Genomic DNA, 24,968 nt, shown 5'->3' on the forward strand with positions numbered 1-24,968 from the left:
AAATATGTCTGCACATCGTCAACTGCGGCTTGGGACCATTTTGCATGGTGCATCGGGCAATATGTCCGCCTGGCGTCATCCGGCGGCGGTCGCGGATGCCAGCATTAATTTTGAATTTGTAAAAGAGACGGCGTTAAAAGCGGAGGAGGGCAAACTCGATTTTTTATTCGTTGCCGACGGTCTTTATATAAATGAGAAATCCATTCCGCATTTTTTAAACCGCTTTGAGCCGTTAACGGTATTATCCGCGCTGGCAAGCATCACCACGCGTCTGGGGCTGGTGGGAACGTTATCCACCTCCTACAGCGAACCCTTTACCACGGCGCGCCAGTTCGCCAGCCTCGATCATCTGAGCAACGGACGTGCGGGCTGGAACGTGGTGACTTCGCCGCTGGAAGGGTCGGCAAAGAACTTCTCTCGCGAAAAACACCCCGAGCATGCGCTGCGCTATCGTATTGCGGATGAGTATCTCGACGTGGTGAAAGGGCTGTGGGACTCCTGGGAAGGCGACGCGTTTATCCGCAACAAAGAGAGCGGTCAGTTTTTTGACCCGGCCAGGCTGCATACGCTCGATCACCACGGTGACTTCTTCCAGGTCGCCGGTCCGCTGAATATTGGTCGCACCCCGCAAGGGCGTCCGATTGTTTTTCAGGCGGGCGCGTCGGACGACGGGAAAAAGCTGGCGGCAAAACATGCCGACGCCATTTTCACTCATCACGAAACGCTCGACGAGGCAAAAGCGTTTTACCGCGACGTGAAGCAGCAGCTGGAAACAAACGGCCGCCGCGCGTCAGATTTACATATCTTCCAGGGCGTCAGCGTGATTGTCGGTAAAGACGCCGATGACGTGGAAAACCAGTATCAAACCACGGCGGCGCTGGTGTCGGTTACCGATGCCCTCAATTACCTCGGGCGTTATTTTGAACATCACGATTTCAGCCAGTATCCGCTCGACGAGCCGTTCCCGGATATCGGTGACTTAGGCAAAAACAGCTTCCGCAGCACCACCGATGAAATTAAGCGAAATGCCCGCGAGCGCAACTTAACCCTGCGCCAGGTGGCGCTTGAGGCCGCATCGCCGCGCCCGCGCTTTTCCGGCACGCCGGAGGAGGTCGCCGACGGTCTGCAGGCCTGGTTTGAAGGCTATGCCGCAGACGGCTTCATCATCCAGGGCGGTACGCCGGATACCTTTCCGCGCTTTGTTGACCAGGTGGTGCCCGTTTTACAGGCCCGCGGCCTGTTCCGCACCGACTACCCGGGAACCACGCTGCGCGAAAGCCTTGGCTTAGACCAACCGAAAAACCAGTTCACACAACAATAAAAGAGAACTCCGCTATGCAAAAAACATCGCTTATTCTGGCGCTCGCGCTGGCCTTTACCCCTGCCGTCTGGGCAGAGAATGTGAACATTAACGGCACCGGCGTGAGCATCGAGGCCAATAAAACGCCGATCAATACCGCCAAAAACAGCGATGCAGTGGCGCAGTTGCCGAAAGATTATCGCTTCGCCGTGCCGGGGAAATTTACCGTGGCGGTGGCGGGCCTCAATCAACCGCCGCTGACGGTATTTTCCGACGACAACAAAACGCTGCTCGGGAGTGAAGTTGACGTTGCTCGTCTGGTGGCCGACAGCCTCGGACTTGAGTTGAACGTGGTGCCAACGTCGTGGGAAGACTGGCCGCTGGGCGTGGCGTCCGGGAAATACGATGCCGCCATCAGCAACATTACCGTTACCAAAGCGCGCAAAGAGAAGTTTGATTTCGCCACTTACCGTAAGGACTCCCTCGGTTTCTACGTGAAATCGACCAGCCCGATCGAATCGCTTCAGAAGGCTGAGGACATCGCCGGGCTGCGGATTATCGTTGGTTCCGGGACCAATCAGGAGGCCATCCTGCTGGCATGGAATGCTGAAAACCTGAAGAAGGGGCTGAAACCGTTTACCCCGATCTATACCAAAGACGATGCGGCGCAAACGCTGGCGCTCCAGTCCGGGCGCGCGGATGCCTACTTTGGCCCGAACGTGATTGGCGCATGGAAGGCGGCGCTGAACGGGAAAACCAAACTGGTGGGTAGCGTCGACGGCGGCTGGCCGAAGGCGGCGCACATTGCGGTGACGCTGAAGAAAGGCAGCGGGCTGGTTGAGCCGGTGCAAACCGCGCTGAACGGCGTCATCAAAAACGGCGATTACGACAAAGTGCTGAACCGCTGGGGGGAAGGCGTTGAGCGTATTCCGCAGTCAGAAGTGAATCCTGATGGCCTGGGTGATTAAGGAGGCGCTATGCGTGAACAATTTCGTGACGTTTCACCGGAAGATGCCGAACTTCAGCCCATTATCGAGGGGCTGTTCGGTGAATATGCCGCCCGCTACGGTGACTACTTCTCTAAAGACGCGGAAGTGGAACTCACCGAGTGGTATTTAGCGCCGCAGGGGCTGTTTATCGTCCTGGAGCGTGACGGAAAAATCATCGCCACCGGTGCGTACAAACCGTTCGACGAACGCACCGCGGAAATCAAGCGCATCTGGACGGACAAAACCCTGCGTCAGCAGGGGCTTGCCGGACGCGTAGTGCAGGAGCTGGAGCGCAGGGCGGTGCTGGCAGGTTACAGCCAGATCTACCTGACAACCGGTTTTCGCCAGCCGGAAGCGGTCAGGCTCTATCTCAGCCAGGGCTACCAGCCACAGTTTGATCTGAACCGGGATCCGGAAGAGTACAGCCAGCCGCCGTTTGATGGTCGGCTGCGCTTCACTAAAACGCTGGTACGCGAAGCGTTCAGTAAAACCGCATGAGGAACGACGATGAGCAACGTTGAAACCATTAAGGTGGTCCCGGCGCGTTATCCGCTGCGGACCGTCGGCGCCGCGGTGGCGCTGTTTGTGCTGGCGGTCGTGATCCAGTCCGTCGCTTTCAACCCGCGCTGGGAGTGGGCGGTGTTTGCCCGCTGGTTCTTCGACCCGGTGATCCTCGAAGGCGTCGGGCAGACCCTGCTGCTGACGCTGATCGGTACCGCGCTGAGCGTGGTATTTGGCGGCATGCTGGCCCTGGCGAGACTCTCTTCATCCTGGTTATTGAGCAGCCTGGCGTGGGCATACATCTGGCTGTTTCGGTCGCTGCCGCTGATCGTCGTTTTGATCATCCTGTACAACTTTTCCTATCTCTACGACACGCTCTCGCTCGGCGTGCCGTTCACCGGCATCACCTGGGGCAGCTTTGAAACCATCAACGTGCTGGGGCAGTTCTCCACCGCCGTGGTGGGGCTGACGCTGGTGCAGAGCGCTTACACCGCAGAGATTATTCGCGGGGGTTTCCTCGGGGTGGATCACGGCCAGTATGAAGCGGCCGCCGCGCTTGGCCTCCCGGCCTGGCGACGTACGGTGCGGATAATCCTGCCTCAGGCGTTGCGCACCATTCTGCCGTCGGGATTCAATGAAATTATCAGCCTCGCCAAGGGAACGGCGATGGTCTACGTCCTGGCAATGCCGGAGCTGTTCTATACCATCCAGATGATCTACAACCGCACCCAGGAGGTGATCCCGCTGCTGATGGTCGGCGCCGCCTGGTACCTGGTGATTACCACCGTCTTGTCCGCTATTCAGTACGGTGTTGAACGCGCACTCGCCCGCAGCGAACGCCGCTCTGCGGTTAATCAGAACCGTGCCGCCCGTCGCACCCGTTCCGTCACCACCACGCCAGCACAGGAGCCTATCCATGCAAGCCTCTCCTGAAGGACATATCTCGATTACCGGCGTCAGCAAGTATTTTGGTCGCCATAAGGCGCTCGACAACGTTTCGCTTGAGATCACGCCGGGTTCCGTGACGGTGATCCTCGGGCCCTCAGGCTCGGGTAAATCGACGCTGCTGCGCACCATTAACCATCTGGAGCGCGTCGACGAAGGCTTTATTCAGATCGACGGGGACTACATTGGCTACCGTCGTCAGGGCGACAAGCTCTATGAGCTGAAGGAGAAAGAGATCCTCAAGCAGCGCGTCAACGTGGGCTATGTGTTTCAGAACTTCAATCTCTTTCCTCACCTCACGGTGCTGGAAAACCTGATTGAGGCGCCCATCGCGCATAAGAAGCTCAGCAAAAAAGAGGCGGTGGAAAGGGCATACAGCCTGCTGGACGTGGTTGGGCTGCGGGATAAGGCCGATGCCTGGTCTCGCCATCTCTCCGGCGGGCAGCAGCAGCGCATTGCGATTGCCCGCGCGCTGGCCTTACGTCCCCGCGTGATGCTGTTTGATGAGCCGACTTCCGCGCTGGATCCGGAGCTAGTGGGAGAGGTGCTGGACGTGATCAAAAAACTCGCCCGGTCCGGCACCACGCTGGTGGTGGTCACCCACGAGATCGGCTTTGCCCGCGAGGTGGCGGATCAGGTGGTGTTTATGGTCGACGGGAAAATCGTGGAGCAGGGCAGCAGCGACGCGGTATTGAACCGTCCGTCGCACGCGCGAACGCGCCAGTTCCTGTCAAAAGTGCTGTAAGGAGCGCAGATGAAATACGGACTTCTGGCAGGGCTGATCTTCACAACGGCAAGCCACGCCAGCATCGATCTGAAAGCCAACGAGCAGCCGCTGCCGGTGACGGTGGATCGACAGGCCGTAGCGAAGATCCCCGCCGGTTATAAATTCGTTGAACCGGGTACGCTGACGGTCGCCGTCTCGATGCTGAACTCCCCGCCGCTGGCGCTGCTGGCCAGCGATAACCGCACGCGGATTGGCAGCGACCCGGATATCGCCCGCCTGCTGGCGGGCAGCCTGGGGCTGAAGCTAAAGCTGGTGCCAACGGCGTGGGAAGACTGGCCGCTGGGCATCGCTTCCGGGCGCTACGACGTGGCGCTGGTGAACATTGCGGTGACCGAACAGCGTAAAGAGAAGTTTGATTTTGCGACCTACCGCGTCGATTCGCTGGCGTTTTCGGTGAAGTCCACCAGCGAGATTCAATCAATCAAAAGCGCGGAAGATCTGGCCGGAAAAAAGGTGATTGTCGGCTCGGGCACCAATCAGGAGCGCATCCTGCTGGGCTGGAACGAAGAGAATAAAAAGGCGGGGCGAGCGCCTGCGCTGCCGGTCTATCTCCACGACGATGCCTCGGGCAATCTCTATATCCAGTCCGGCAGGGCGGACGTGTTCTTTGGCCCTCAGTCGGTTTCAGCTTACAAAGCGGCGCTCACCGGCAAAACCCGCGTGGTCGGTTTAGGTCCGAAAAAAGCTTATGTCGCCACCACGACCAAAAAAGGCAATGGGCTGGTGTACGCGCTGCAGGCCGCGCTGAACGGGGCGATTGAGCGCGGAGAGTACCAGAAAGTGCTGGCGCGCTGGGGGGAGCAGGGCGAAACGGTGGCGCAATCGGAGGTCAACCCGCCTGGGATAACCTACTAATGGTGCTCTACACTTAGGATTTTCACTCCTGAGGGGGCAACATGATGAAACTCTATGGCGTACCCGGCTGGGGCTCGGCAATCAGTGAAGTGATGCTGACCCTGGCTAATATTCCTTATCAATTTGTGAACGTTGACGGGTTTGACCAGCCCGGCCCGCAGCGTGAACTGCTGCAAAAACTCAACCCGCTGTGCCAGGTGCCGACGCTGGAGCTGGAAAATGGCGCCATCATGACCGAAACGGCGGCGATTGCCCTGATGGTGCTCGACCGTTGTCCCGATCTCGCTCCACCCGTGGGGCAGGCCGAGCGTCAGCAGTTTCAGCGTCTGCTTATCTGGTTCGTGGCGAACGTCTATCCCACCTTTACCTATGCCGATTATCCCGAACGCTGGGTGCCTGATGCGCCGGAACAGCTGCAGAAAAACTGCATTGAGTACCGGAAATCCCTCTATTTGTGGTTTGAAAATCAGCTTAAGGCCGCGCCGTTTGCGCTGGGTGAACGGCTGACGCTGCTGGATGTGTATGTTGCGGTGGCGCGCACCTGGGGGCCTCGCCATGAGTGGTTTGCGACAAATACGCCGAAGCTTACGGCGATTGCGGATACCGTGTGTCAACTGCCGGAACTGCACGAGGTGTTAAAGGCAAACAAAATTATCTGATAACGTGGAATGCTCACACATAACAGGAAGCCTGCATATGCCACACGTAGATATCAAATGTTTTCCCCGCGATCTTAACGACGAGCAAAAAACCGCGCTGGCGGCAGATATCGCCGAGGTGATAATTCGCCATTTCAACAGCAAAGACGGTTCAGTATCGGTGGCGTTGAACCAGGTAAACCCGGAAGACTGGAAAGCACAGGTCTGGGATACCGAAATCGGACCGAAGCTGGACGAGTTGATTAAAAAGCCCGGGTATTCAATGTAATCTTTCGCCGGGTGAGGTCATCGTCTTACCCGGTTTCTCCTGCCGCTTACGCCTTCTTTTCGCAAAAAACGATAAAAATAAGTTTTATCTGATCCGTTATACTTAACGTTCACGACCGACATTTCATCAATCCTTAGGAAAGATCGACAACAGAATCAATTAAGGACAGTCACATTAAAGGATAATTTTCGCATGACAAAATTACCCCGGTTTTCACCTGCTTTTTTCCACCCGCGATACTGGCTAAGCTGGACAGGCATCGCCGCCCTGTGGCTTATCATGCTGCTGCCTTACCCGCTGTTGTTCAAACTCGGACACGCTCTGGGCCGGTTAGCCATGCGCCTTTTACCGCGCCGTGTCGAGATTGCCCGCCGCAACCTGGAGCTTTGCTTTCCACAGATGGAAGCAGAAGCGCGTGAATCTTTGCTGCAGCGAAATTTTGAATCCGTGGGAATGGGGGTAATCGAAACCGGCATGGCGTGGTTCTGGCCTGAATGGCGGGTGCGTAAATGCTTTACCGTGCGCGGTTACGAACATATGGAGCAGGCCAGGGCGCAGGGGAAGGGCGTGGTGCTGGTTGGCATGCATTTTCTGACGCTTGAGCTGGGCGCGCGGATATTTGGCATGCTTAACCCCGGTATTGGGGTTTATCGTCCCAACAATAATGCGCTCCTGGACTGGCTACAAACGCGCGGTCGTCTGCGTTCTAATAAAACCATGCTGGATCGTCATGATTTAAAAGGCATGATCCGTGCCCTGAAGCAGAATGAAATTCTCTGGTACGCGCCGGATCATGACTATGGCAAAGCCAACAGCGTGTTTGCGCCATTCTTCGCCGTCCCGGATGCCGCCACAACGGCGGGCAGCTATATGCTGGTCAAAAGCGCTAAGCCTGCCGTTATTCCGTTTGTGCCGCGCCGCAGAGAGGACGGTAAAGGGTACGAGCTGATTATTCTTGAAGATATCAGCGCGTCATTGCAGGGTGCGGATAAAGAGTCTGTCGCAACCCAGATGAACCGGGCGATCGAGCGCGCGGTGCTGATGGCGCCGGAGCAGTATATGTGGCTGCACCGTCGCTTCAAGACGCGTCCTGAGGGCGTGCCGGACAGATATGCCCCTAAAAAAATCTCCGCGCCCCCTCGGGCTGGCTTAACCGACGATGAATTCTCGCAGCAGTCGGGCATGCAGCACTAAAACGCCACGCAAAAGGCTGCTGGAGCTAGTTTCCGGCAGCGCTTTTGGCCTTTAGCAGTATTTCCATCAGCCCGGGAAAACGGGCATCCAGATCCTCCCGACGCAGTGAAATCATATTTTCTCGTCCCTGCGGACGCTGCCAGATGACCCCACTGTCGCGCAACACGCGCCAGTGGTGGGTCATCGTGGACTTCACCACATCTTCCGGGCGCAGTGCGTTACAGCTGAGTTCGCTGCCATCGGCGAGCCGGCGAATAATCGATAGCCGGAGCGGGTTGCCGAGGGCAAACAGCACATTTTCCAGCAGTATTTGTTCAGTTTCAGGGTGGTTAGGGATCATCGTTTTCCTGCGCGTGATGTCAGATTGAGCTATATCAACAATAGGTCAACCCTTAAAAAATAGTTCGATAATACTCGTACAATAGGACTATTATAGCAAACGAACCAATGCACGACCATCCCGGTCGTCACAAACACGTCATAGTGACTAAGGAAATATCATGCCCCGACCCATTCCTCTCGAACGTTATCGCAACATCGGTATCTCCGCGCATATCGATGCCGGTAAAACCACCACCACTGAGCGCATCCTGTTTTATACCGGGATGAGCCACAAGCTGGGTGAAGTACACGATGGCGCGGCAACCACCGACTGGATGGCGCAGGAGCAAGAGCGCGGGATCACCATTACGTCCGCGGCGGTCAGCTGCTTCTGGCCAGGCATGGACAGAGGCTTTGAGCCGCACCGGATTAACATCATCGACACCCCGGGGCACGTGGACTTCACCATTGAGGTGGAGCGTTCCATGCGCGTGCTCGACGGCGCGGTGATGGTGTATGACTCCGTGGGTGGCGTGCAGCCGCAGTCGGAAACCGTCTGGCGTCAGGCCAATAAATATCACGTACCGCGTCTGGCCTTCGTCAACAAAATGGACCGCCCGGGTGCCGATTTCTTCCGCGTCGTGCGGATGATGCAGGAGCGCCTGAAGGCCAATCCGGTGCCGATTGTTATCCCGGTGGGTGCCGAAGATCATTTCACCGGCGTGGTGGATCTCATCAAGATGCGCACCATTCTGTGGGACGATGCGACGCAGGGTATGGTGTTTACCTATGCCCCCGTGCCGGACGATTTAGTCAGTACCGCCCAGGAGTGGCGGGAAAAAATGGTCTCCGCGGCGGCGGAAGCCAGCGATGAACTGATGGACAAATACCTGGAAACGGGCGATCTGACGGAAGCGGAAATCATCAAAGGGCTGCGCATTCGCACCATCTCGGGCGAAATCCAGCCGATGCTCTGCGGCAGCGCCTTTAAAAATAAAGGCGTGCAGCGCATGCTGGATGCGGTGATTGAGCTGATGCCGTCCCCGCTGGACGTGCCGGCCATTGACGGCGTGGATGAAAAAGGGCAGCACGCGGAGCGTCATCCGAGTGATGATGAGCCGTTCTCGGCGCTGGCGTTCAAGCTGATGAGCGACCCGTACGTCGGGCAGTTGACCTTTATCCGGGTCTACTCTGGCGTGCTGCGCAAAGGCGACGCGGTCTATAACCCGGTGAAAGAGAAGAAAGAGCGCATCGGGCGCATCGTGCTGATGCATGCCAACGATCGCCATGAGGTGGATGAACTGCGCGCGGGCGATATCGCGGCCTGTGTCGGGTTAAAAGACGTGACCACCGGTGACACGCTCACCGATCCGAACGCCGTGATCACGCTTGAGCGCATGGAGTTCCCGGACCCGGTGATCTCGCTGGCAATTGAGCCGAAAACCAAGGGAGACCAGGAGAAAATGGGCATTGCGCTGCAGCGTCTGGCGGCGGAAGACCCGTCTTTCCGCCTGCATACTGACGAGGAGTCCGGTCAGACCATTATCTCCGGGATGGGTGAGTTACACCTCGAGATTATCGTCGACCGCATGAAGCGTGAGTTTGGCGTCGAGGCGAACATTGGTCGTCCGCAGGTAACCTACCGGGAAACCCTGCGCAAGGCGGTGAAGGATATTGAAGGGAAATTTGTCCGACAGTCCGGTGGGAAAGGGCAGTACGGTCATGTGGTCCTGAGCCTGGAGCCGCTGGAGCCCGGAAGTGGTTTTGTATTTGAAGATGCCACCAAGGGCGGCGTGGTGCCGCGTGAGTATATCCCGTCCGTGGAGAAAGGGCTGCGGGAAGCGATGAACAGCGGCGTGCTGGCGGGCTATCCGGTGGTGGATGTCAAAGCGACCCTGACCTTTGGTTCGTACCACGACGTCGACTCCTCGGAGATGGCGTTCCGCATGGCGGCGATCCTCGGCTTCAAGGAGGGCGCTCGCAGGGCGGATCCGGTAATTCTTGAGCCGATCATGCACGTGGAGGTGGAAACGCCGGAAGAGTACGCCGGGAACATCATGGGCGATCTCTCTTCCCGACGCGGCATGGTGCAGGGAATGGCGGAGCAGTACGGAAGCCAGATTATCCGCGCCGATGTGCCGCTGGCCGAGATGTTTGGTTACGCCACCACGCTGCGTTCGATGTCCCAGGGACGCGCAACGTACACGATGGAGTTCCATCATTTTGCGGAAGCCCCGCGAAATGTGGCGGATGAGATTATTGCGCGGCGTGCGAAGTAGTTAATTAATTGCACATGGTAGTCGGTGGGCTACCATGTGCTTTTTTTACGACACGGAGATTATCCATGTTACTTAATTAGCGTTGCCGAGCGGACTTTCCATTTCCCTTGTTCTTCAATAAGACAATCTGCAACAACGTGATCTTGCTTCTTACCAAACGCGATATAAACGTTTGTGCAAACGGCGTCAAAATCAGAGTGCAGGATGGTTATCTGATTCCAGTCCTCATCCCAATCCTGTGATTTGATGAACATATCCGCATCGGGCATGTCTTTTTCGTTACTGTCACCTGAATACAACTCTTTTATTGCTGCAATTGTCCCCGAGGCAACGTAATCATCCATAATATCTGGGTTAAGTACGGGCGGTTTGTGCTGATCTAACTGCGCGATATACCATTGATTGAATTTAAGCGCCGCGTGGCCCGGTGCATAAACATTTTCTGCGGCCGCGAGCGGAGAAAGGGCAAAAAGAAAAAAGCAGAGTGTTTTCATTAGTCATGCCTGAACAGTTCGTCATGTGGTTGTATGTTGCGGTAAGCCTGCCCTGGGTACATGGTGCGTTGAACAAAATCGCTGATCCACTGCTGACCATCGTATATGCAAACGTGCCCGCTATCATGACCAACAATATTTTGAATAACTGCGACGTCGCCTGCATGGGGTTGATCGTATACAAGGCGGAATCCAGCGTTAACCAATGTCCGCCCCATGTCTTTTGCCAGACGCGTATTGGGGATTTTTAATCTTCCACCCGTTCTGATCGCTTCGGTGACGTAGTGAGCACAATACCCCGTGCTCTTCGGTTGGGCGTGTGATTTGGCATACGCGATTGCGCCATCTTTATTCCATGTCATTGATATTTCCTTAACGCGAGAGTGCTAATGCAGCAACTCTGGAAATATCCTCCGTTTTACAACGCAATAGTAAACATAAAATGCCATAGAAATTTACTATAATTCAGTAGGATATAATTTAGGAAATCAATCCAGCGCCTTCACCATTTTCCCGCTCGCCACAAATGTCCCAGCCCCTAGATGATGCAGCGTATTCAACTTATCCCCGTCAAACTGCCAGCGCCCGGCAATAAACGCGCGCTCATCGGCTGCCGCTGAAACCACTTCGCCAAACAGCGTGTCGTATTTCTCTGCCGCGGATGTGGCAGGTAATAACCGGCACTCCATCCACGCCAGACATTTTTCTTCAATCACCGGCAGCCCGAGCTCAGGGCCGTTCACGACCGGGATCCCGTAGCAGTTGAATTTGTCCTCGTCGCGCCCGCTGACGCTGCCGACAGCGTATGTCCAGTTAGCTGCCGCCACGCCGGGGATGACGATGCCAAACTTCCCGCTGTGCTCAATCAGCTCACGTGACCAGGTACTTTTGTCCACCACAATCGCGATGCGCGGCGGTTCAAACTCAACGGGCATTGACCATGCGGCGGCCATCACGTTGCGTCTGTCCAGGGTTTCATCGCGGCTGGTGATCAGCACGGTAGGGCCGTGGTTCAGCAGACGGCTGGCATGACGTAATTCAACAGGGCGAAAGTGGCTCATAGGATCTCCTCATCTGTAACGATGAGTATGACGAAAAAGCACGTAAATCAAAGTGAGTGCGTAAAATTAGTTTATAAACAGAACATCACAATCAAAGGAAAATGATGTATGTCCCCCTTTCTGACTGACTATTTTGCCCGCATTGGGTGGGCGCAACCGACACGGGTTGATATAGACACCCTGCGCGCGCTGCATTTACACCACAACTGTGCGATCCCGTTCGAAAATATTGATGTCGTCCTGCCGCGCGAAATCCATCTTGACGATCAATGTCTGGTCGACAAGCTGGTGACGGCGCGACGCGGAGGATATTGCTTTGAGCAAAACGGCCTTTTCGAGCGCGTGTTGCGTGAAGTCGGGTTTAACGTGCGCAGCGTGCTGGGGCGGGTCGTACTGGCAAATCCGTCGCAGATGCCGCCGCGCACGCACCGCCTGCTGCTGGTTGAGCTGAACGGCGAGCGCTGGATTGCCGACGTGGGGTTTGGTGGACAGACGCTGACGGCGCCGATTCGCCTGCTCGCCAACGAGGAACAGGAAACCCCGCACGGCATTTACCGTCTTCTGAGCGAGGGTAACGACTGGGTATTACAGTTCCGTCACCACGAGCACTGGCAGTCGATGTACCACTTTGACCTGACGACGCAGTATTTCAGCGATTACGTGATGGGGAACTTCTGGTCGGCGCACTGGCCGCAGTCCCATTTTCGTCATCATCTGCTGATGTGTCGCCACCTGCCGGACGGCGGCAAGCTGACGCTGACTAACTTCAACTTTACCCACTGGCAGAACGGTCACGTGGAGGAGCAGATCCATTTGCCGGATGCGGAGGCGCTGTATAAGCTGATGCAGGAGCGGTTTGGCCTTGGCGTTGCTGATCCGAAGCACGGCTTTACACTGGCCGAGCTGACGGCAGTGATGGCGGGGTTTGATACGCATCCGCAGGCAGGGAAATAGCCCGGTGGCGGCTACGCCTTACCGGGCCTACGGGAGTGTGAACGTAGGTCGGGTAAGGCGTAGCCGCACCCGACAAAATCAACGGCGCGATCTCACCACCTGATACCGACGGGTAAAATACTCAAACGGTGCGCTCCACACGTGTACCAGACGGGTGAACGGGAAGATGAGGAAGATCGTCATCCCCAGCACCAGATGCACGCGGAAGATCGGCGCGACGCCGCTCAACATCTCCGACGAGCCCCCTTTAAACGTTACGATCCCCTGCGCCCAGCCGACCAGTTTCATCATCTCGCTTCCGTCAGGATATTGCGCGGAGAAAGGAATGGTCGACAGCCCCAGGATGCACTGAAGTAGCAGGATACTCATGATGATAATATCCGGCGTGGTGGACGTGGCGCGTACCCGCTGGTTGAAGAGGCGGCGGATCAGCAGCATTGACCCACCAATCAGCGTCAGTACGCCGCAAATGCCTCCCGCAATCATGGCCAGCTGCTGTTTAACCGCGACGGGTAAAAACCAGGCGTACATCCAGTGCGGGGTTAACATGCCGAACAGGTGCCCGAAGAAGATCCCCAGAATCCCGATATGAAACAGGTTAGAGGCCCAGTTCATCCCGCGCTTGCTGAGCATCTGGCTCGATGAGGCCCGCCAGGTGTATTGCCCGTAGTCGTAGCGCAGCCAGCTGCCGAGGAAAAAAACGGTAGCACAGATATACGGGTAAATATCATAGAAAAACACGTTCAGGTAGTGCGTCATTTTGGGCCTCCGGCGCTGACGTCCACGTACTGCGGCGCGACGTCCTGGCTAAAGCGTCGTTGATATTGCTGCATCGGCGAACTGTCGCACGATGAGGCGTTGTCTTCGATAAACTTCACCTGTTCCTCTTCCCACACGGCGTCCAGCGCCTGACGGGTATCATCCCGTTTTTCACCGGACACCTGCTTCGCCACGCTGTCGCTGGAAAGCCGCGTACCGGCCATCGTCAGCAGGGCGTCAAACAGCTGGTAATGCGCCACGCCGCGCTGCTTGAGGCGACCACCAATCAGCGCCAGGATCGGCGCGACATTTTGCAATCCTTCACGCGCCTCGTCGTCGGTGACGAGGCTGAGGTATTCCAGGTAGAGCGGCAGATAGTCGGGCAGCTCGCGGCAGTCCAGCTCCAGCCCGGCTTTCTCATACTGGCTCATTAGATCGACCATCGCCTGACCGCGATCGCGGGACTCGGCGTGAACGTGCTCGAACAGCAGCAGCGACGTTGCGCGCCCGCGTTCAAACACTTCGCACCATTCGGCCTGTTTATCCAGCAGCGGGGCGCTCAGGTGCTGCCGGGCAAACGGCAGCAGCATGGGCGCGTCCTGCTCAACCAGGGAAAGCGCCTCATCGCTGTTTTCCCACAGCAGCTCATCGGGATACTCAATCAGCAGCGCGATGATTTTAAGGATCTGCATTATTCTCCCTCCCCGTGTTCGCGCACCTCGGTGATGTTAATCGCGTCGATGCGGCTGCTGTTGAAGAGGTTGAATTTGGTGTCGGAGCCGTGGCAGCCGTCGCCAAAGGTGAAGCCGCAGCCGTTTTTCTCCGGGAAGGCGTCGCGCGCCATTTCGCGGTGGCTGGTCGGGATCACGAAGCGGTCTTCGTAGTTAGCGATGGCGAGATAGCGGTACATCTCTTCAACCTGCGCTTCGGTCAGGCCCACTTCCTCAATGGCGCGGGTATCGGTCACGCCTTCCACGGTCTGGGAGCGTTTATAGTGACGCATCGCCATCATGCGCTTCAGGGCGCGCAGCACCGGGCCGGTATCGCCCGCGCTGAGCATGTTTGCCAGGTACTGCACCGGAATGCGCAGGCTTTCCACGGCTGGCAGGACGCCGTCACTCTGCGGCAGGCCGCCCGCATCCGCGTAGGACTGAATCGGCGACAGTGGCGGCACGTACCAGACCATCGGCAGGGTGCGGTATTCAGGATGCAGCGGCAGCGCCAGCTTCCAGTCCATCGCCATCTTGTAGACCGGCGAACGCTGGGCGGCATCAATCACGTTCTGTGGAATGCCCTGTTTCAGCGCTTCCTCAATCACCGCCGGATCGTTCGGGTTGAGGAACACGTCGCACTGGCGCTCGTACAGATCGGTTTCATGCTCGGTGCTGGCGGCCTCTTCAATACGGTCCGCGTCGTACAGCAGCACGCCGAGATAACGGATTCGCCCGACGCAGGTCTCCGAACAAACGGTCGGCTGGCCGGACTCAATGCGCGGGTAGCAGAAGATGCATTTTTCTGACTTGCCGCTTTTCCAGTTGAAGTAAATTTTCTTGTACGGGCAGCCGCTGATGCACAGGCGCCAGCCGCGGCATTTATCCTGATCGATCAGCACAATGCCGTCCTCTTCGCGCTTGTAAATCGCGCCGCTCGGGCAGGTGGCCACGCAACTCGGGTTCAGGCAGTGCTCGCACAGGCGCGGCAGATACATCATGAAGGTGTTTTCAAACTGGCCGTACATCTCCTTCTGGATCTTCTGGAAGTTGCGGTCGCGGGCGCGCTTTTCGAACTCGCCGCCCAGCAGTTCCTCCCAGTTTGGCCCCCAGACGATTTTGTCCATCCGCTTGCCGTCGATCAGCGAGCGGGGGCGGGCGGTAGGGAGATGCTCCCCCTCCGGCGCGCGGTGCAGATCCTGATAGTCAAAGGTGAAGGGTTCGTAATAATCGTCAATCTGCGGCAGGACGGGGTTAGCGAAAATCTTCGACAACACGCCCATTTTGCCACCGAGGCGCGGGGTCAGCTTGCCGTGAATGCCGCGGATCCATCCGCCTTGCCACTCCTCCTGATCTTCCCAGTTTTTCGGATAGCCAATTCCCGGTTTGGTCTCCACATTGTTAAACCACGCATACTCCATCCCTTCGCGCCCGGTCCAGACGTTCTTGCAGGTGACCGAGCAGGTGTGGCAGCCGATGCATTTATCGAGATTCAGAACCATGCCAACCTGTGAGCGTATTTTCATTTTTTCGCCTCCTGTACCTGATCCCGACCTTCGCCGTCCAGCCAGTTAATGTTTTTCATTTTGCGGATCATGATGAACTCGTCGCGGTTCGAGCCGACGGTGCCGTAATAGTTGAAGCTGTAGGACAGTTGCGCATAGCCGCCGATCATGTGCGTCGGTTTTGGGCAGACGCGGGTGACCGAGTTGTGGATCCCGCCGCGCCGTCCAGTCACTTCTGACCCCGGAATGTTCAGGATGCGCTCCTGGGCGTGGTACATCATGGTCATGCCCGGCGGCACGCGCTGGCTGACCACCGCGCGGGCGGTGAGGGCGCCGTTGGCGTTGAAGGCTTCGATCCAGTCGTTGTCCTCTATGCCTAGCTCGCGCGCGTCGGTTTCGCTGATCCAGACGATGGGGCCCCCGCGCGACAGGGTCTGCATCAGCAGGTTTTCGCTGTAGGTGGAGTGGATGCCCCATTTCTGGTGCGGCGTCAGGAAGTTCAGCGCTTTTTCCGGGAAGCCGTTCGGCGGGATCTCGCGCATGTGGGTCACGCTGCGGGTATCAATCGGTGGGCGATAGGCCACCAGGCTCTCCCCGAAGGCGCGCATCCACGGATGATCCTGATACAGCTGCTGGCGGCCCGAAAGGGTGCGCCACGGGATCAACTCGTGGACGTTGGTATAGCCCGCGTTATAGGAGACGTGCTCGCTCTCAAGGCCGGACCACGTCGGGCTGGAGATGATTTTGCGCGGCTGCGCCTGAATGTCGCGGAAGCGGATTTTCTCGTCTTCCTTGTTCAGCGCCAGATGGGTGTGGTCGCGCCCGGTCAGTTCCCCGAGCGCTTCCCAGGCCTTCACCGCCACCTGTCCGTTGGTTTCCGGGGCGAGGGCGAGGATCACCTCCGAGGCGTCAATGGCGGTTTCAATGCGCGGGCGGCCTTTCGCCGGGCCGTCGAGCTTGACGTAGTTCAGCTTGCCGAGGAAATCGACCTCGTTCTGCGTATTCCACGAAATGCCTTTCCCGCCGTTGCCGAGCTTGTCCATCAGCGGGCCGAGGGCGGTGAAGCGTTCGTAAGTTTCCGGGTAGTTACGCTCGACCACGGCAATGTTCGGCGCCGTTTTGCCGGGGATCAGGTCACATTCCCCTTTGCGCCAGTCCTGAATATCAAACGGCTGCGACAGCTCCGCCGGGGAGTCATGCTGCAGCGGCTGGAGCACCACGTCGGTTTCTGTGCCCAGATGGCCAACGCACACCTCGGAGAAGACTTTGGCGATGCCTTTGTAGATCTCCCAGTCGCTGCGCGATTCCCACGCCGGGTCAACGGCGGCGGAAAGCGGATGAATAAACGGGTGCATGTCCGAGGTATTCATGTCGTCCTTTTCATACCAGGTGGCGGTCGGCAGGACGATATCAGAGAACAGGCAGGTGCTGGACATGCGGAAATCGAGCGTCACCAGCAGGTCGAGTTTGCCCTCGATGGCGGCGGTTTGCCACTCCACCTCTTCAGGCTTCACGTCATCCGTTGAGCCTAAATCTTCACCCTGAATGCCGCTCTCGGTGCCGAGCAGGTATTTCAGCATGTACTCGTGGCCTTTCCCGGACGAGCCGAGCAGGTTAGAGCGCCAGACGAACAGGTTGCGCGGGTGGTTCTTGCCGTTGTCCGGCTGTTCGCAGGCGAAGCGGATATCGCCCGATTTCAACGCCTGAACGGTGTACTCCTGCGGCGTCATGCCCGCCGCGTCCGCACGCGCCTTGACGTGCAGCGGGTTGAGGTTGAGCTGCGGGGCCGACGGCAGCCAGCCCATGCGCTCGGCGCGAACGTTAAAGTCGATCAGATGTCCGGTGAACTTCGACGCGTCCGCCAGCGGGGAGAGCAGCTCCTGCGCAGTGAGCTTCTCGTAGCGCCACTGGCTGGCGTGGTTGTAGAAGAACGAGGTGCTGTTCATCTGGCGCGGCGGGCGGTTCCAGTCCAGCACGAAGGCCAGCGGCAGCCAGCCGGTTTGCGGGCGCAGCTTCTCCTGGCCGACATAGTGGGACCAGCCGCCGCCGCTCTGCCCGACGCAGCCGCAGAAGACCAGCATATTGATCATCCCACGGTAGTTCATGTCCATGTGGTACCAGTGGTTTACCCCGGCACCCAGAATGATCATCGAGCGACCGTGCGTTTTGTGCGCCGTGTCGGCGAACTCGCGGGCAATTTTTTCGATCAGGTACGCGGGCACGCCGGTGATCTGCTCGCCCCAGGCGGGCGTGTAGGCTTTGATCTGGTCATAGCTGTCTGCGGCGTTACTGTCTTCCAGGCCGCGATCGAGACCGTAGTTAGCCAGCACCAGATCGTAAACGCTGACCACGCGTTTCTGGCTGCCGTCGGCGAGCGTCAGGGTTTTGCTCGGCACGCGGCGCGTCAGCACCGGCTCCTGCTTCACGCTACGAAAATGCGGGTTTTCGTTGCCGCCAAAGTAGGGGAACGCGACGTCCGCCACGCTGTCGTGGGTAATCAGTAGGGAGAGGGTGAGTTCTGTTTCATGGCCCGCAGCCTGAGGCTCCAGGTTCCATTTGCCTTTTTCCCCCCAGCGGAAGCCGATCGAGCCGTTTGGCACCACCAGGTTACCGGCAATATCGAAGGCGACGGTCTTCCACTCTGGGTTATTGGCCTCCCCCAGTCCGTCGACGAGATCGGAGGCGCGCAGCATCCGGCCCGGCACCACGCGACCGTCAGCCTGCTCGTCCAGCAGCACGAGCATCGGCATGTCGGTGTAGCGGCGGCAGTAGTTAAGGAAGTAATCGCTCGGGTTATCGAGGTGGAACTCTTTGAGGATGACGTGGCCCATCGCCATGGCGAGGGCGCTGTCGGTGCCCTGTTTGGGGGCCAGCCACTGGTCGCTGAGCTTGGCGACCTCCGAGAAGTCCGGCGTAATCGCAACGGTCTTGGTGCCTTTGTAGCGCACCTCGGTAAAGAAGTGGGCGTCCGGAGTACGCGTCTGCGGCACGTTCGAGCCCCAGGCAATGATATAGCTGGAGTTGTACCAGTCGGCGGACTCCGGCACGTCGGTCTGCTCGCCCCAGGTCATCGGCGACGCAGGCGGCAGGTCGCAGTACCAGTCGTAGAAGCTCAGGCAGGTGCCACCCAGCAGGGAGAGATAGCGCGTTCCGGCGGCGTAGGAGACCATCGACATCGCCGGAATAGGCGAAAAACCGGCCACGCGGTCCGGGCCGTAGTTTTTGATAGTCCAGACGTTAGCGGCGGCGATCAGCTGGTTCAGCTCTTTCCAGTTTGAGCGGATAAACCCGCCTTTACCCCGCGCCTTCCTGTAGCTTTGCGCCTTTTGCGGATCGTTCTGGATGGCATCCCAGGCCAGCACCGGATCGGTATGCTGCGCCAGCGCCTCGCGCCAGAGTTCAATCAGCCTGCGGCGCACCAGCGGGTACTTAAGGCGGTTGGCGCTGTAGAGGTACCAGGAGTAGCTTGCGCCTCGCGGGCAGCCGCGCGGCTCGTGATTGGGTAGGTCAGGGCGGGTGCGGGGGTAGTCGGTCTGCTGGGTTTCCCAGGTCACCAGGCCGTTTTTGACATAAATCTTCCAGCTACAGGAGCCGGTACAGTTTACCCCGTGGGTGGATCGCACAATCTTGTCGAACTGCCAGCGCTGGCGGTAGCTGTCCTCCCAGTCGCGGTTGGTGTGATACACCTGCCCGTGCCCATCGGCGAAACTGTCGCCTTTTGTTTTGAAGTAACGGAAGCGGTCCAGCAGTTTGCTCATGACATTTCTCCTGCTTCGATAGCATGGCCGGAGTGCGATGCATCACGCTCCGGCGAAGATGTAGTTTTTATTTTTTTGAGGATTTACGGCCATACACCAGCCAGGTGACGAACACGCAGACGATGTAAAACACGAGGAAGACCTTCATGGCCCCAACCGGCGAACCGGTCATTGCCAGCGATGTGCCGAACGCCTTAGGGATAAAGAACCCGCCAACGGCACCGATGGCGGAGATAAAGCCCAGCGCGGCGGCGGTCTCCGTCACCGCTTCATGCTGCGCCTGTTCGTCCGTGCCGCCCTGCTTTTTGACGCGGTCGAGGGTGATTTGGCGAAAGATAATCGCGATCATCTGGAAGGTCGAACCGCTGCCCAGCCCGGCGGTGAGGAACAGGCCCATAAAGACCAGGTAGAAGGCGATAAAGCTGCCGGAGCCAGAGCCGGGGAGCGTCAGGAAGATCAGGGTGCTGAAGATAGCCATAAAGACGAAGTTAATCAGCGTGACGCGCACGCCGCCCAGCCTGTCAGAGATCATCCCGCCCGCTGAACGCGCCAGCGCACCGATCAGGGGGCCAAAGAAAGCGAGGTGCAGGATGTTCACGTCCGGGAACTGGGTTTTCGACAGCATGGCAAAGCCCGCCGAGAAGCCGATAAACGAGCCGAAGGTAGCAAGATAAAGCAGGCTCAGCAGCCAGAGGTGAAAGCGCTTCAGTACCGGCAGCTGGCTGGCGATAGAGGCTTTAGAGCTGGCGATATCGTTCATGCCAAAAAACGCCGCAAGGGTTGCCAGCAGCAGCAGCGGCGCCCAGACCCAGGCCGCATTGGCCAGCCACATCGTTGAGCCGTCCTCCTGCGGTACGCCGTGCACGCCGAGGAAGGTAAACATTGGCAGGAAAATTACCAGCGGAGCAAACAGCTGCATCACGCTGACGCCCAGATTTCCCAACCCGCCGTTGATGCCCAGTGCGCTGCCCTGTCTGGCCTTCGGGAAGAAGAAGCTTATGTTACCCATGCTGGAGGCAAAGTTGGCCCCGGCAAAACCGCAGAGCAGGGCAATCACGATAAAGACCCAGTAAGGTGTCGCGGTGTCCTGAATGGCTATCCCCAGCCAGACGCAGGGGATAATCAGGATAACCGTGCTCAATACCGTCCAGTAGCGTCCGCCAAATATTGGCACCATAAACGAGTAGGGGACGCGCAATATCGCGCCAGAGAGTGAAGGTAATGCCGTTAGCATAAAAAGCTGATCGGTGGTGAAATTAAATCCGACTTTATTCAGATTGACCGCAACGGCGCTAAATAACATCCACACGCAAAACGCTAATAGCAGGCAAGCTACAGAAATCCATAGGTTTCTTCGTGCGATATGTTTTCCTTTATTCTCCCAAAATTGCGCGTTTTCAGGTTTCCAGTTACTCAACAGATGGGGATTACTTTTATCACTTTGTTGCGACATATCGCCCTCTTGCTTACCATGTTTGAGAGAAAAATGAAGTAAAAACAAAAAGATGATTAAAGAAGTGTTATTGGTTTTTGGGATGCTTTGGGATACATCTGAAAGGATAGATAAAAAAGCGAACCCCCGAGATTAGAATGAAAATAAGGGCTCGCTTAATGTGTTACTAATTGTAACATTTTGCGGAATTTATACTCCGGAAGGAGTATTAAAACAATTCCAGCGTGATAAGTTTGTCGAGATGTTTATTAAATGCCGCATCGTCCATTTCAGGCATATTTAATACGGTGATCCCATCCAGGCCACAAACCAGCCCTATTAAACGCCACGCGATATTTTCCGCCCGATCGGTAAGCGTGAACGCGCTGGCATCAGCCCCGGCGCGGATAATCGCCACGGTTTCCTGATGCCACATCTCCATGGTGAGGACATAAGCCGCTTTGATCTCGGGATCACGGCTGGCGAGAATTTGGGCTTCCCGCCACAGTCGGATATAAGGCTCAAACTTACCATCGTCGCTGCCGAGCATGCTGTGCAACCGCTCTCGCCAGGTGGCACGTTCATCCGCCACGTCGGCATCTAATAGCTCGCGGATCAGGCGAACGAATGCCAGCGATTTTAACTCACCGCCGGAGGCAAAGTGGTGATGAACCTGCCCGGTCGCGACGCCCGCTTCAGTTGCAATGCGCCGCACCGTCATCGCCGCCAGCCCCTCGGCGAGCGCCACGCGCATGGCGGCCTGTAAGATTGCTTCCCGCCGTTCATCCTTGCTCAGATATCGCATGTTTACTCACTCTCAATGGGAATGAAACGAGTGTAACAAAAAGCTGGACACTCGTTCAACTTTACGTAGGATCGCATCCTGGACATGTGTCCATGTTTAAAATGAAAAGGAAATTTATGTTTCGTCAGTGGTTAGCGTTAGTGATTATCGTGCTGGTCTATATCCCGGTCGCGATCGACGCGACGGTGCTGCACGTGGCGGCGCCGACATTGAGCATGACGCTGGGTGCCAGCGGTAACGAATTGTTGTGGATCATTGATATTTACTCGCTGGTGATGGCGGGGATGGTGCTGCCGATGGGTGCCCTGGGTGACCGCATTGGCTTTAAACGCTTGCTGATGATCGGCAGCACGCTGTTTGGGGTGTCGTCCCTGGCGGCCGCGGTTGCACCGTCGGCAGGGTGGCTGATAGCGGCGCGCGCCTCGCTGGCGATCGGTGCGGCGATGATCATTCCGGCCACGCTGGCCGGGATCCGCACGCTGTTTACCGACGCGAAAGATCGTAATATCGCACTTGGCGTCTGGGCGGCCGTTGGCTCAGGTGGCGCGGCATTTGGTCCGCTGATTGGCGGTATGTTACTCGAGCATTTTTACTGGGGATCGGTGTTTTTAATCAACGTGCCGATTGTGCTGGTAGTGGTGTCGCTGGCCGCGCGTTTTGTGCCCCGTCAGCAGGGCCGACCGGAGCAGCCGCTGAATATCAGTCATGCCATCATGCTGATTGTGGCGATTTTGCTGCTGGTCTACAGTGCCAAAACCGCGCTCAAAGGCGTCCTGTCGCCGTGGCTGGTTGCCTCCGCGCTGGTGACCGGCTCGGTGCTGCTGTTTATCTTCGTGCGTATTCAGCTGCGCGCCCGCGTGCCGATGATCGATATGCGCCTGTTCTGCCATCGCATCATTCTGAGCGGCGTGGTAATGGCGATGACCGCCATGATTGCCCTGGTCGGGTTTGAGCTGCTGATGGCGCAGGAATTGCAATTCGTTCACGGCTTTACGCCATTTGAAGCGGGCATGTTTATGCTTCCGGTCATGGTAGCGAGCGGGTTTAGCGGGCCGATCGCCGGGGTACTGGTGGGGCGTCTTGGGCTGCGCATTGTCGCTGCGGGTGGCATGGGGCTCAGCGCGGTCAGTTTCATCGGCCTCTCGATGCTCGATTTCAGCACGCAGCAGTGGCAGGCGTGGAGCCTGATGGTGCTGTTGGGCTTCAGCGCCGCCAGCGCGCTGCTGGCCTCGACCTCCGCCATTATGGCTGCCGCGCCGAAGGAGAAAGCCGCTGCCGCAGGGGCGATTGAAACCATGTCCTATGAACTGGGCGCCGGGCTGGGGATCGCTATTTTTGGTCTGCTGTTGACCCGCAGCTTCTCGGCGTCCATTGACCTGCCGCAGGGGCTGAATGCCTCGCTCGTCGATAAAGCCTCGTCATCGATTGGTGAAGCGATGAAGGTGGCGCAGGATCTGACGCCGTCCCTCGCGGAGCCGGTGATTGAGGCGGCGAAAAGTGCGTTTATTACCTCCCACAGCGTGGCGCTGGGGAGTGCGGGCGGAATGCTGCTGTTGCTGGCAGTGGGGATCTGGTTTAGCCTGGCGAAGGTGCCGAAGCCGTAAAACACGCCCGGTGGCGCTGCGCTTACCGGGCCTACGGGCGCGGTTGTCCGAGCCGCGCCACCCGGTTTATTTTTCCTGGGCCGCGGACAGGACGCTGTGCAACAGCACGTTCGCCCCTTTCTCCGACCACTCCGGCAGGATCCTTTCCGCTTCGTTATGGCTGATGCCCTTCACGCAGGGGATAAAAATCATGCTGGCAGGGGCAATCTTGCTGACATAGCAGGCGTCATGTCCCGCCCCCGAGACCATCGGTTTCGCCGAGTAGCCCAGTTCCGCCACGGCCTTCTCCGTGCGGGCCAGACATTCGGCATCAAAAGCGATGGGGGCGTAGTCAAAAATGCGCTCAACGACAGCCGCCACGCCGCGCAGGCTCAGGCTTTCAGCCACCTTATGCAGCGCCGCCTCCATGGCTTCCAGTGCCGTCAGCGCCGGATGGCGAAACTCCACGCTGCAGACCACCCGAGACGGCACGACGTTGCGCGAGTTTGGCGTAACCTGCGCCATACCGATGGTCGCACGTCCGTCCGGCGCGTGCCGATAGCCAATCTCCTCCACCTTCAGCGCCAGCTCCGAGAACGCGGTCAGCGCGTCTCGGCGGCTGTGCATCGGCGTGGTGCCCGCGTGGGCGGCAAACCCGTCCAGCGTCAGGGTAAACCAGCGCTGGCCCATTGCCGCGCGGACTAACCCGATATCCAGGGCTTCATCTTCCAGAATCGGGCCCTGTTCGATGTGCAGCTCGTAGCAGGCGTGAACCGGAAACGCGCGGGCAGGGGCTTCACCCCGGTAGCCGATGCTTTCCAGCGCTTCACCCACGCTGATACCGTCGCTATCCGCGAGGGCATGGGCGTACGCTTCGCTAAATTGCCCCGTCCAGACCCCTGAAGCGAGCATGGCTGGCGCAAAGCGCGCGCCTTCTTCGTTGGTCCAGTTGACCAGCACAACGTCACGCTCCGTCTCAAGGTGATGGTCATTGAGGGTGCGCAGCAGCTCCAGCCCGGCCAGCACGCCGTAAACGCCGTCGTAGTTCCCTCCCAGCGGCTGGGTATCCACGTGCGAACCGGTCATGACCGGCGCGAGTTGCGGGTTTTTCCCCGCGCGGCGGATAAACATATTGCCCATGCTGTCGACGTCACAGGTAAAACCGGCGTCCAGCGCCCAGTCGCGCAGCAGGTTACGCGCAATACGATCTTCCTCGCTCAGTGCCAGACGGGTGACGCCACCGGCGGGCGTGCCGCCGATCTGCGCCATCATCTCAAGCGTTGACCACAGCCGTTCGGCATTGACGCGGATCATGGCTTGTCCTTACCGCTGCGGTAGCGGAAATCACAGCACGCACCGCCCTGCATAATGGTCGTGGTGCGGGTTAGCTCTACGTCCGGCGCATAGCCAACGATGAATTTCTCATCGCGCGCGCAGGAGAGCAGATGACCAATCTCGCCCAGCCCCATCTCGTGGTACATCTCCGCGTAGCGACAGCGGGTTACGTTGTAGTTGTACTGCTGGTCGTCAGCGTCGATCACCTTCACGTCCAGGGCGTTATCTTTCTCCCACAGATACTGCAGGGCGATAAAGCTCTTGATGTTCGCGCCGTTGGGTTCTTTGCTGGCAAACCCTTTACCAGCATCAATCGCGGCCTGCTCAATGGCCTCGCCAATCACCGCCTGGGCGCGGGCTTTCCCTATCTCGCGCACCAGGATTTCATAAATTGGCTTAATAATTTCAGCTTCAATTTTGCGGCGGGCGAGAATGCCCAGCTCATTATTATCACTCATCACATTGCCTCGCTGC

22 protein-coding genes and 1 pseudogene are annotated in these 24,968 nt (G+C 57.9%); 11 read left to right on the forward strand and 12 right to left on the reverse strand.

Annotation, left to right across the window (positions count from 1 at the left end):
- The first annotated feature begins 4 nt into the window (after positions 1-4).
- From APT89_RS24545 to APT89_RS04090, 8 genes and pseudogenes are all read left to right on the forward strand, one after another.
- Positions 5-2,268, forward strand: a pseudogene (locus tag APT89_RS24545) (NtaA/DmoA family FMN-dependent monooxygenase).
- Positions 2,269-2,277: 9 nt separating this feature from the next.
- Complete coding sequence (locus APT89_RS04060) at positions 2,278-2,787, forward strand: GNAT family N-acetyltransferase (RefSeq protein WP_028013279.1); 510 nt, start codon at positions 2,278-2,280, stop codon at positions 2,785-2,787.
- Positions 2,788-2,796: 9 nt separating this feature from the next.
- Entirely contained in the window at positions 2,797-3,723 is a 927-nt protein-coding gene (locus APT89_RS04065; RefSeq protein WP_045630481.1) for an amino acid ABC transporter permease, read from the forward strand.
- Positions 3,707-4,480, forward strand: coding sequence for an amino acid ABC transporter ATP-binding protein (locus APT89_RS04070; RefSeq protein ID WP_060571776.1), 774 nt, complete (start codon positions 3,707-3,709; stop codon positions 4,478-4,480). The genes APT89_RS04065 and APT89_RS04070 overlap by 17 nt, the downstream gene beginning before the upstream one ends.
- A gap of 9 nt (positions 4,481-4,489) precedes the next feature.
- A complete protein-coding gene (locus APT89_RS04075; protein WP_060571777.1) occupies positions 4,490-5,377 on the forward strand; it encodes an ABC transporter substrate-binding protein in 888 nt (295 codons plus the stop codon).
- 41 nt (positions 5,378-5,418) lie between these two features.
- A complete protein-coding gene (locus tag APT89_RS04080; RefSeq protein ID WP_060571778.1) occupies positions 5,419-6,036 on the forward strand; it encodes a glutathione S-transferase family protein in 618 nt (205 codons plus the stop codon).
- 37 nt (positions 6,037-6,073) lie between these two features.
- Complete coding sequence (gene pptA, locus APT89_RS04085) at positions 6,074-6,304, forward strand: tautomerase PptA (RefSeq protein ID WP_028013275.1); 231 nt, start codon at positions 6,074-6,076, stop codon at positions 6,302-6,304.
- A gap of 192 nt (positions 6,305-6,496) precedes the next feature.
- On the forward strand, positions 6,497-7,498 hold the full coding sequence (locus APT89_RS04090; protein ID WP_045630477.1) for a Kdo(2)-lipid IV(A) acyltransferase: 1,002 nt from the start codon (positions 6,497-6,499) through the stop codon (positions 7,496-7,498).
- 25 nt (positions 7,499-7,523) lie between these two features.
- Here APT89_RS04090 and APT89_RS04095 read toward each other — a convergent pair whose 3' ends face one another.
- Positions 7,524-7,838 carry an ArsR/SmtB family transcription factor gene (locus APT89_RS04095; RefSeq protein ID WP_041909805.1) on the reverse strand — a complete coding sequence of 105 codons (315 nt, stop codon included), beginning with the start codon at positions 7,836-7,838 and terminating at the stop codon, positions 7,524-7,526.
- Positions 7,839-7,998: 160 nt separating this feature from the next.
- Between APT89_RS04095 and fusA the strand changes: the two genes are divergently transcribed.
- A complete protein-coding gene (fusA, locus tag APT89_RS04100; RefSeq protein WP_041909807.1) occupies positions 7,999-10,098 on the forward strand; it encodes an elongation factor G in 2,100 nt (699 codons plus the stop codon).
- Positions 10,099-10,166: 68 nt separating this feature from the next.
- Here the strand turns inward: fusA and APT89_RS04105 are convergent, their stop codons facing one another.
- The 3 genes from APT89_RS04105 to APT89_RS04115 form a co-directional block, all read right to left on the reverse strand.
- Positions 10,167-10,592 carry a DUF3828 domain-containing protein gene (locus tag APT89_RS04105; protein ID WP_041909809.1) on the reverse strand — a complete coding sequence of 142 codons (426 nt, stop codon included), beginning with the start codon at positions 10,590-10,592 and terminating at the stop codon, positions 10,167-10,169.
- Positions 10,592-10,954, reverse strand: coding sequence for a hypothetical protein (locus APT89_RS04110; RefSeq protein WP_060571779.1), 363 nt, complete (start codon positions 10,952-10,954; stop codon positions 10,592-10,594). The genes APT89_RS04105 and APT89_RS04110 overlap by 1 nt, the downstream gene beginning before the upstream one ends.
- A gap of 126 nt (positions 10,955-11,080) precedes the next feature.
- A complete protein-coding gene (locus APT89_RS04115; protein ID WP_060571780.1) occupies positions 11,081-11,653 on the reverse strand; it encodes a flavin reductase family protein in 573 nt (190 codons plus the stop codon).
- A gap of 108 nt (positions 11,654-11,761) precedes the next feature.
- On the opposite strand from APT89_RS04115, the gene nhoA reads away from it, so the two are divergent.
- The gene (gene nhoA / locus APT89_RS04120) at positions 11,762-12,607 is read left to right on the forward strand and encodes an N-hydroxyarylamine O-acetyltransferase (RefSeq protein ID WP_060571781.1); all 846 of its coding nucleotides are present in this window, start codon (positions 11,762-11,764) and stop codon (positions 12,605-12,607) included.
- 78 nt (positions 12,608-12,685) lie between these two features.
- Here nhoA and narI read toward each other — a convergent pair whose 3' ends face one another.
- From narI to APT89_RS04150, 6 genes are all read right to left on the reverse strand, one after another.
- Positions 12,686-13,366: a respiratory nitrate reductase subunit gamma gene (narI, locus tag APT89_RS04125; protein ID WP_022648214.1), complete on the reverse strand. Its 681-nt coding sequence runs from the start codon at positions 13,364-13,366 to the stop codon at positions 12,686-12,688.
- Complete coding sequence (narW, locus tag APT89_RS04130) at positions 13,363-14,058, reverse strand: nitrate reductase molybdenum cofactor assembly chaperone (protein WP_060571782.1); 696 nt, start codon at positions 14,056-14,058, stop codon at positions 13,363-13,365. Before narW ends, narI begins: the two co-directional genes overlap by 4 nt.
- Positions 14,058-15,602, reverse strand: a complete 1,545-nt coding sequence (gene narH, locus APT89_RS04135; RefSeq protein ID WP_041909817.1) for a nitrate reductase subunit beta — start codon at positions 15,600-15,602, stop codon at positions 14,058-14,060. Before narH ends, narW begins: the two co-directional genes overlap by 1 nt.
- Positions 15,599-19,339 (reverse strand): nitrate reductase subunit alpha, encoded by a 3,741-nt coding sequence (locus APT89_RS04140; RefSeq protein ID WP_060571783.1) that lies wholly within the window; start codon positions 19,337-19,339, stop codon positions 15,599-15,601. Before APT89_RS04140 ends, narH begins: the two co-directional genes overlap by 4 nt.
- A 67-nt stretch (positions 19,340-19,406) precedes the next feature.
- The gene (locus tag APT89_RS04145) at positions 19,407-20,792 is read right to left on the reverse strand and encodes a NarK family nitrate/nitrite MFS transporter (protein WP_060571784.1); all 1,386 of its coding nucleotides are present in this window, start codon (positions 20,790-20,792) and stop codon (positions 19,407-19,409) included.
- A gap of 208 nt (positions 20,793-21,000) precedes the next feature.
- Entirely contained in the window at positions 21,001-21,576 is a 576-nt protein-coding gene (locus tag APT89_RS04150; protein WP_041909823.1) for a TetR family transcriptional regulator, read from the reverse strand.
- A 116-nt stretch (positions 21,577-21,692) separates the two neighbouring features.
- Between APT89_RS04150 and APT89_RS04155 the strand changes: the two genes are divergently transcribed.
- Positions 21,693-23,180: an MFS transporter gene (locus APT89_RS04155; protein WP_041912007.1), complete on the forward strand. Its 1,488-nt coding sequence runs from the start codon at positions 21,693-21,695 to the stop codon at positions 23,178-23,180.
- A 66-nt stretch (positions 23,181-23,246) separates the two neighbouring features.
- On the opposite strand, the gene APT89_RS04160 is transcribed toward APT89_RS04155, so the two are convergent.
- Both APT89_RS04160 and APT89_RS04165 read right to left on the reverse strand, forming a co-directional pair.
- Complete coding sequence (locus tag APT89_RS04160; RefSeq protein ID WP_060571785.1) at positions 23,247-24,473, reverse strand: Zn-dependent hydrolase; 1,227 nt, start codon at positions 24,471-24,473, stop codon at positions 23,247-23,249.
- Positions 24,470-24,952: an L-2-amino-thiazoline-4-carboxylic acid hydrolase gene (locus APT89_RS04165; RefSeq protein WP_028013263.1), complete on the reverse strand. Its 483-nt coding sequence runs from the start codon at positions 24,950-24,952 to the stop codon at positions 24,470-24,472. The genes APT89_RS04160 and APT89_RS04165 overlap by 4 nt, the downstream gene beginning before the upstream one ends.
- Positions 24,953-24,968 lie beyond the last annotated feature (16 nt).

The organism is Enterobacter sp. 50588862, from assembly GCF_001462935.1.
In the GTDB taxonomy this organism is placed as follows: domain Bacteria; phylum Pseudomonadota; class Gammaproteobacteria; order Enterobacterales; family Enterobacteriaceae; genus Enterobacter; species Enterobacter bugandensis.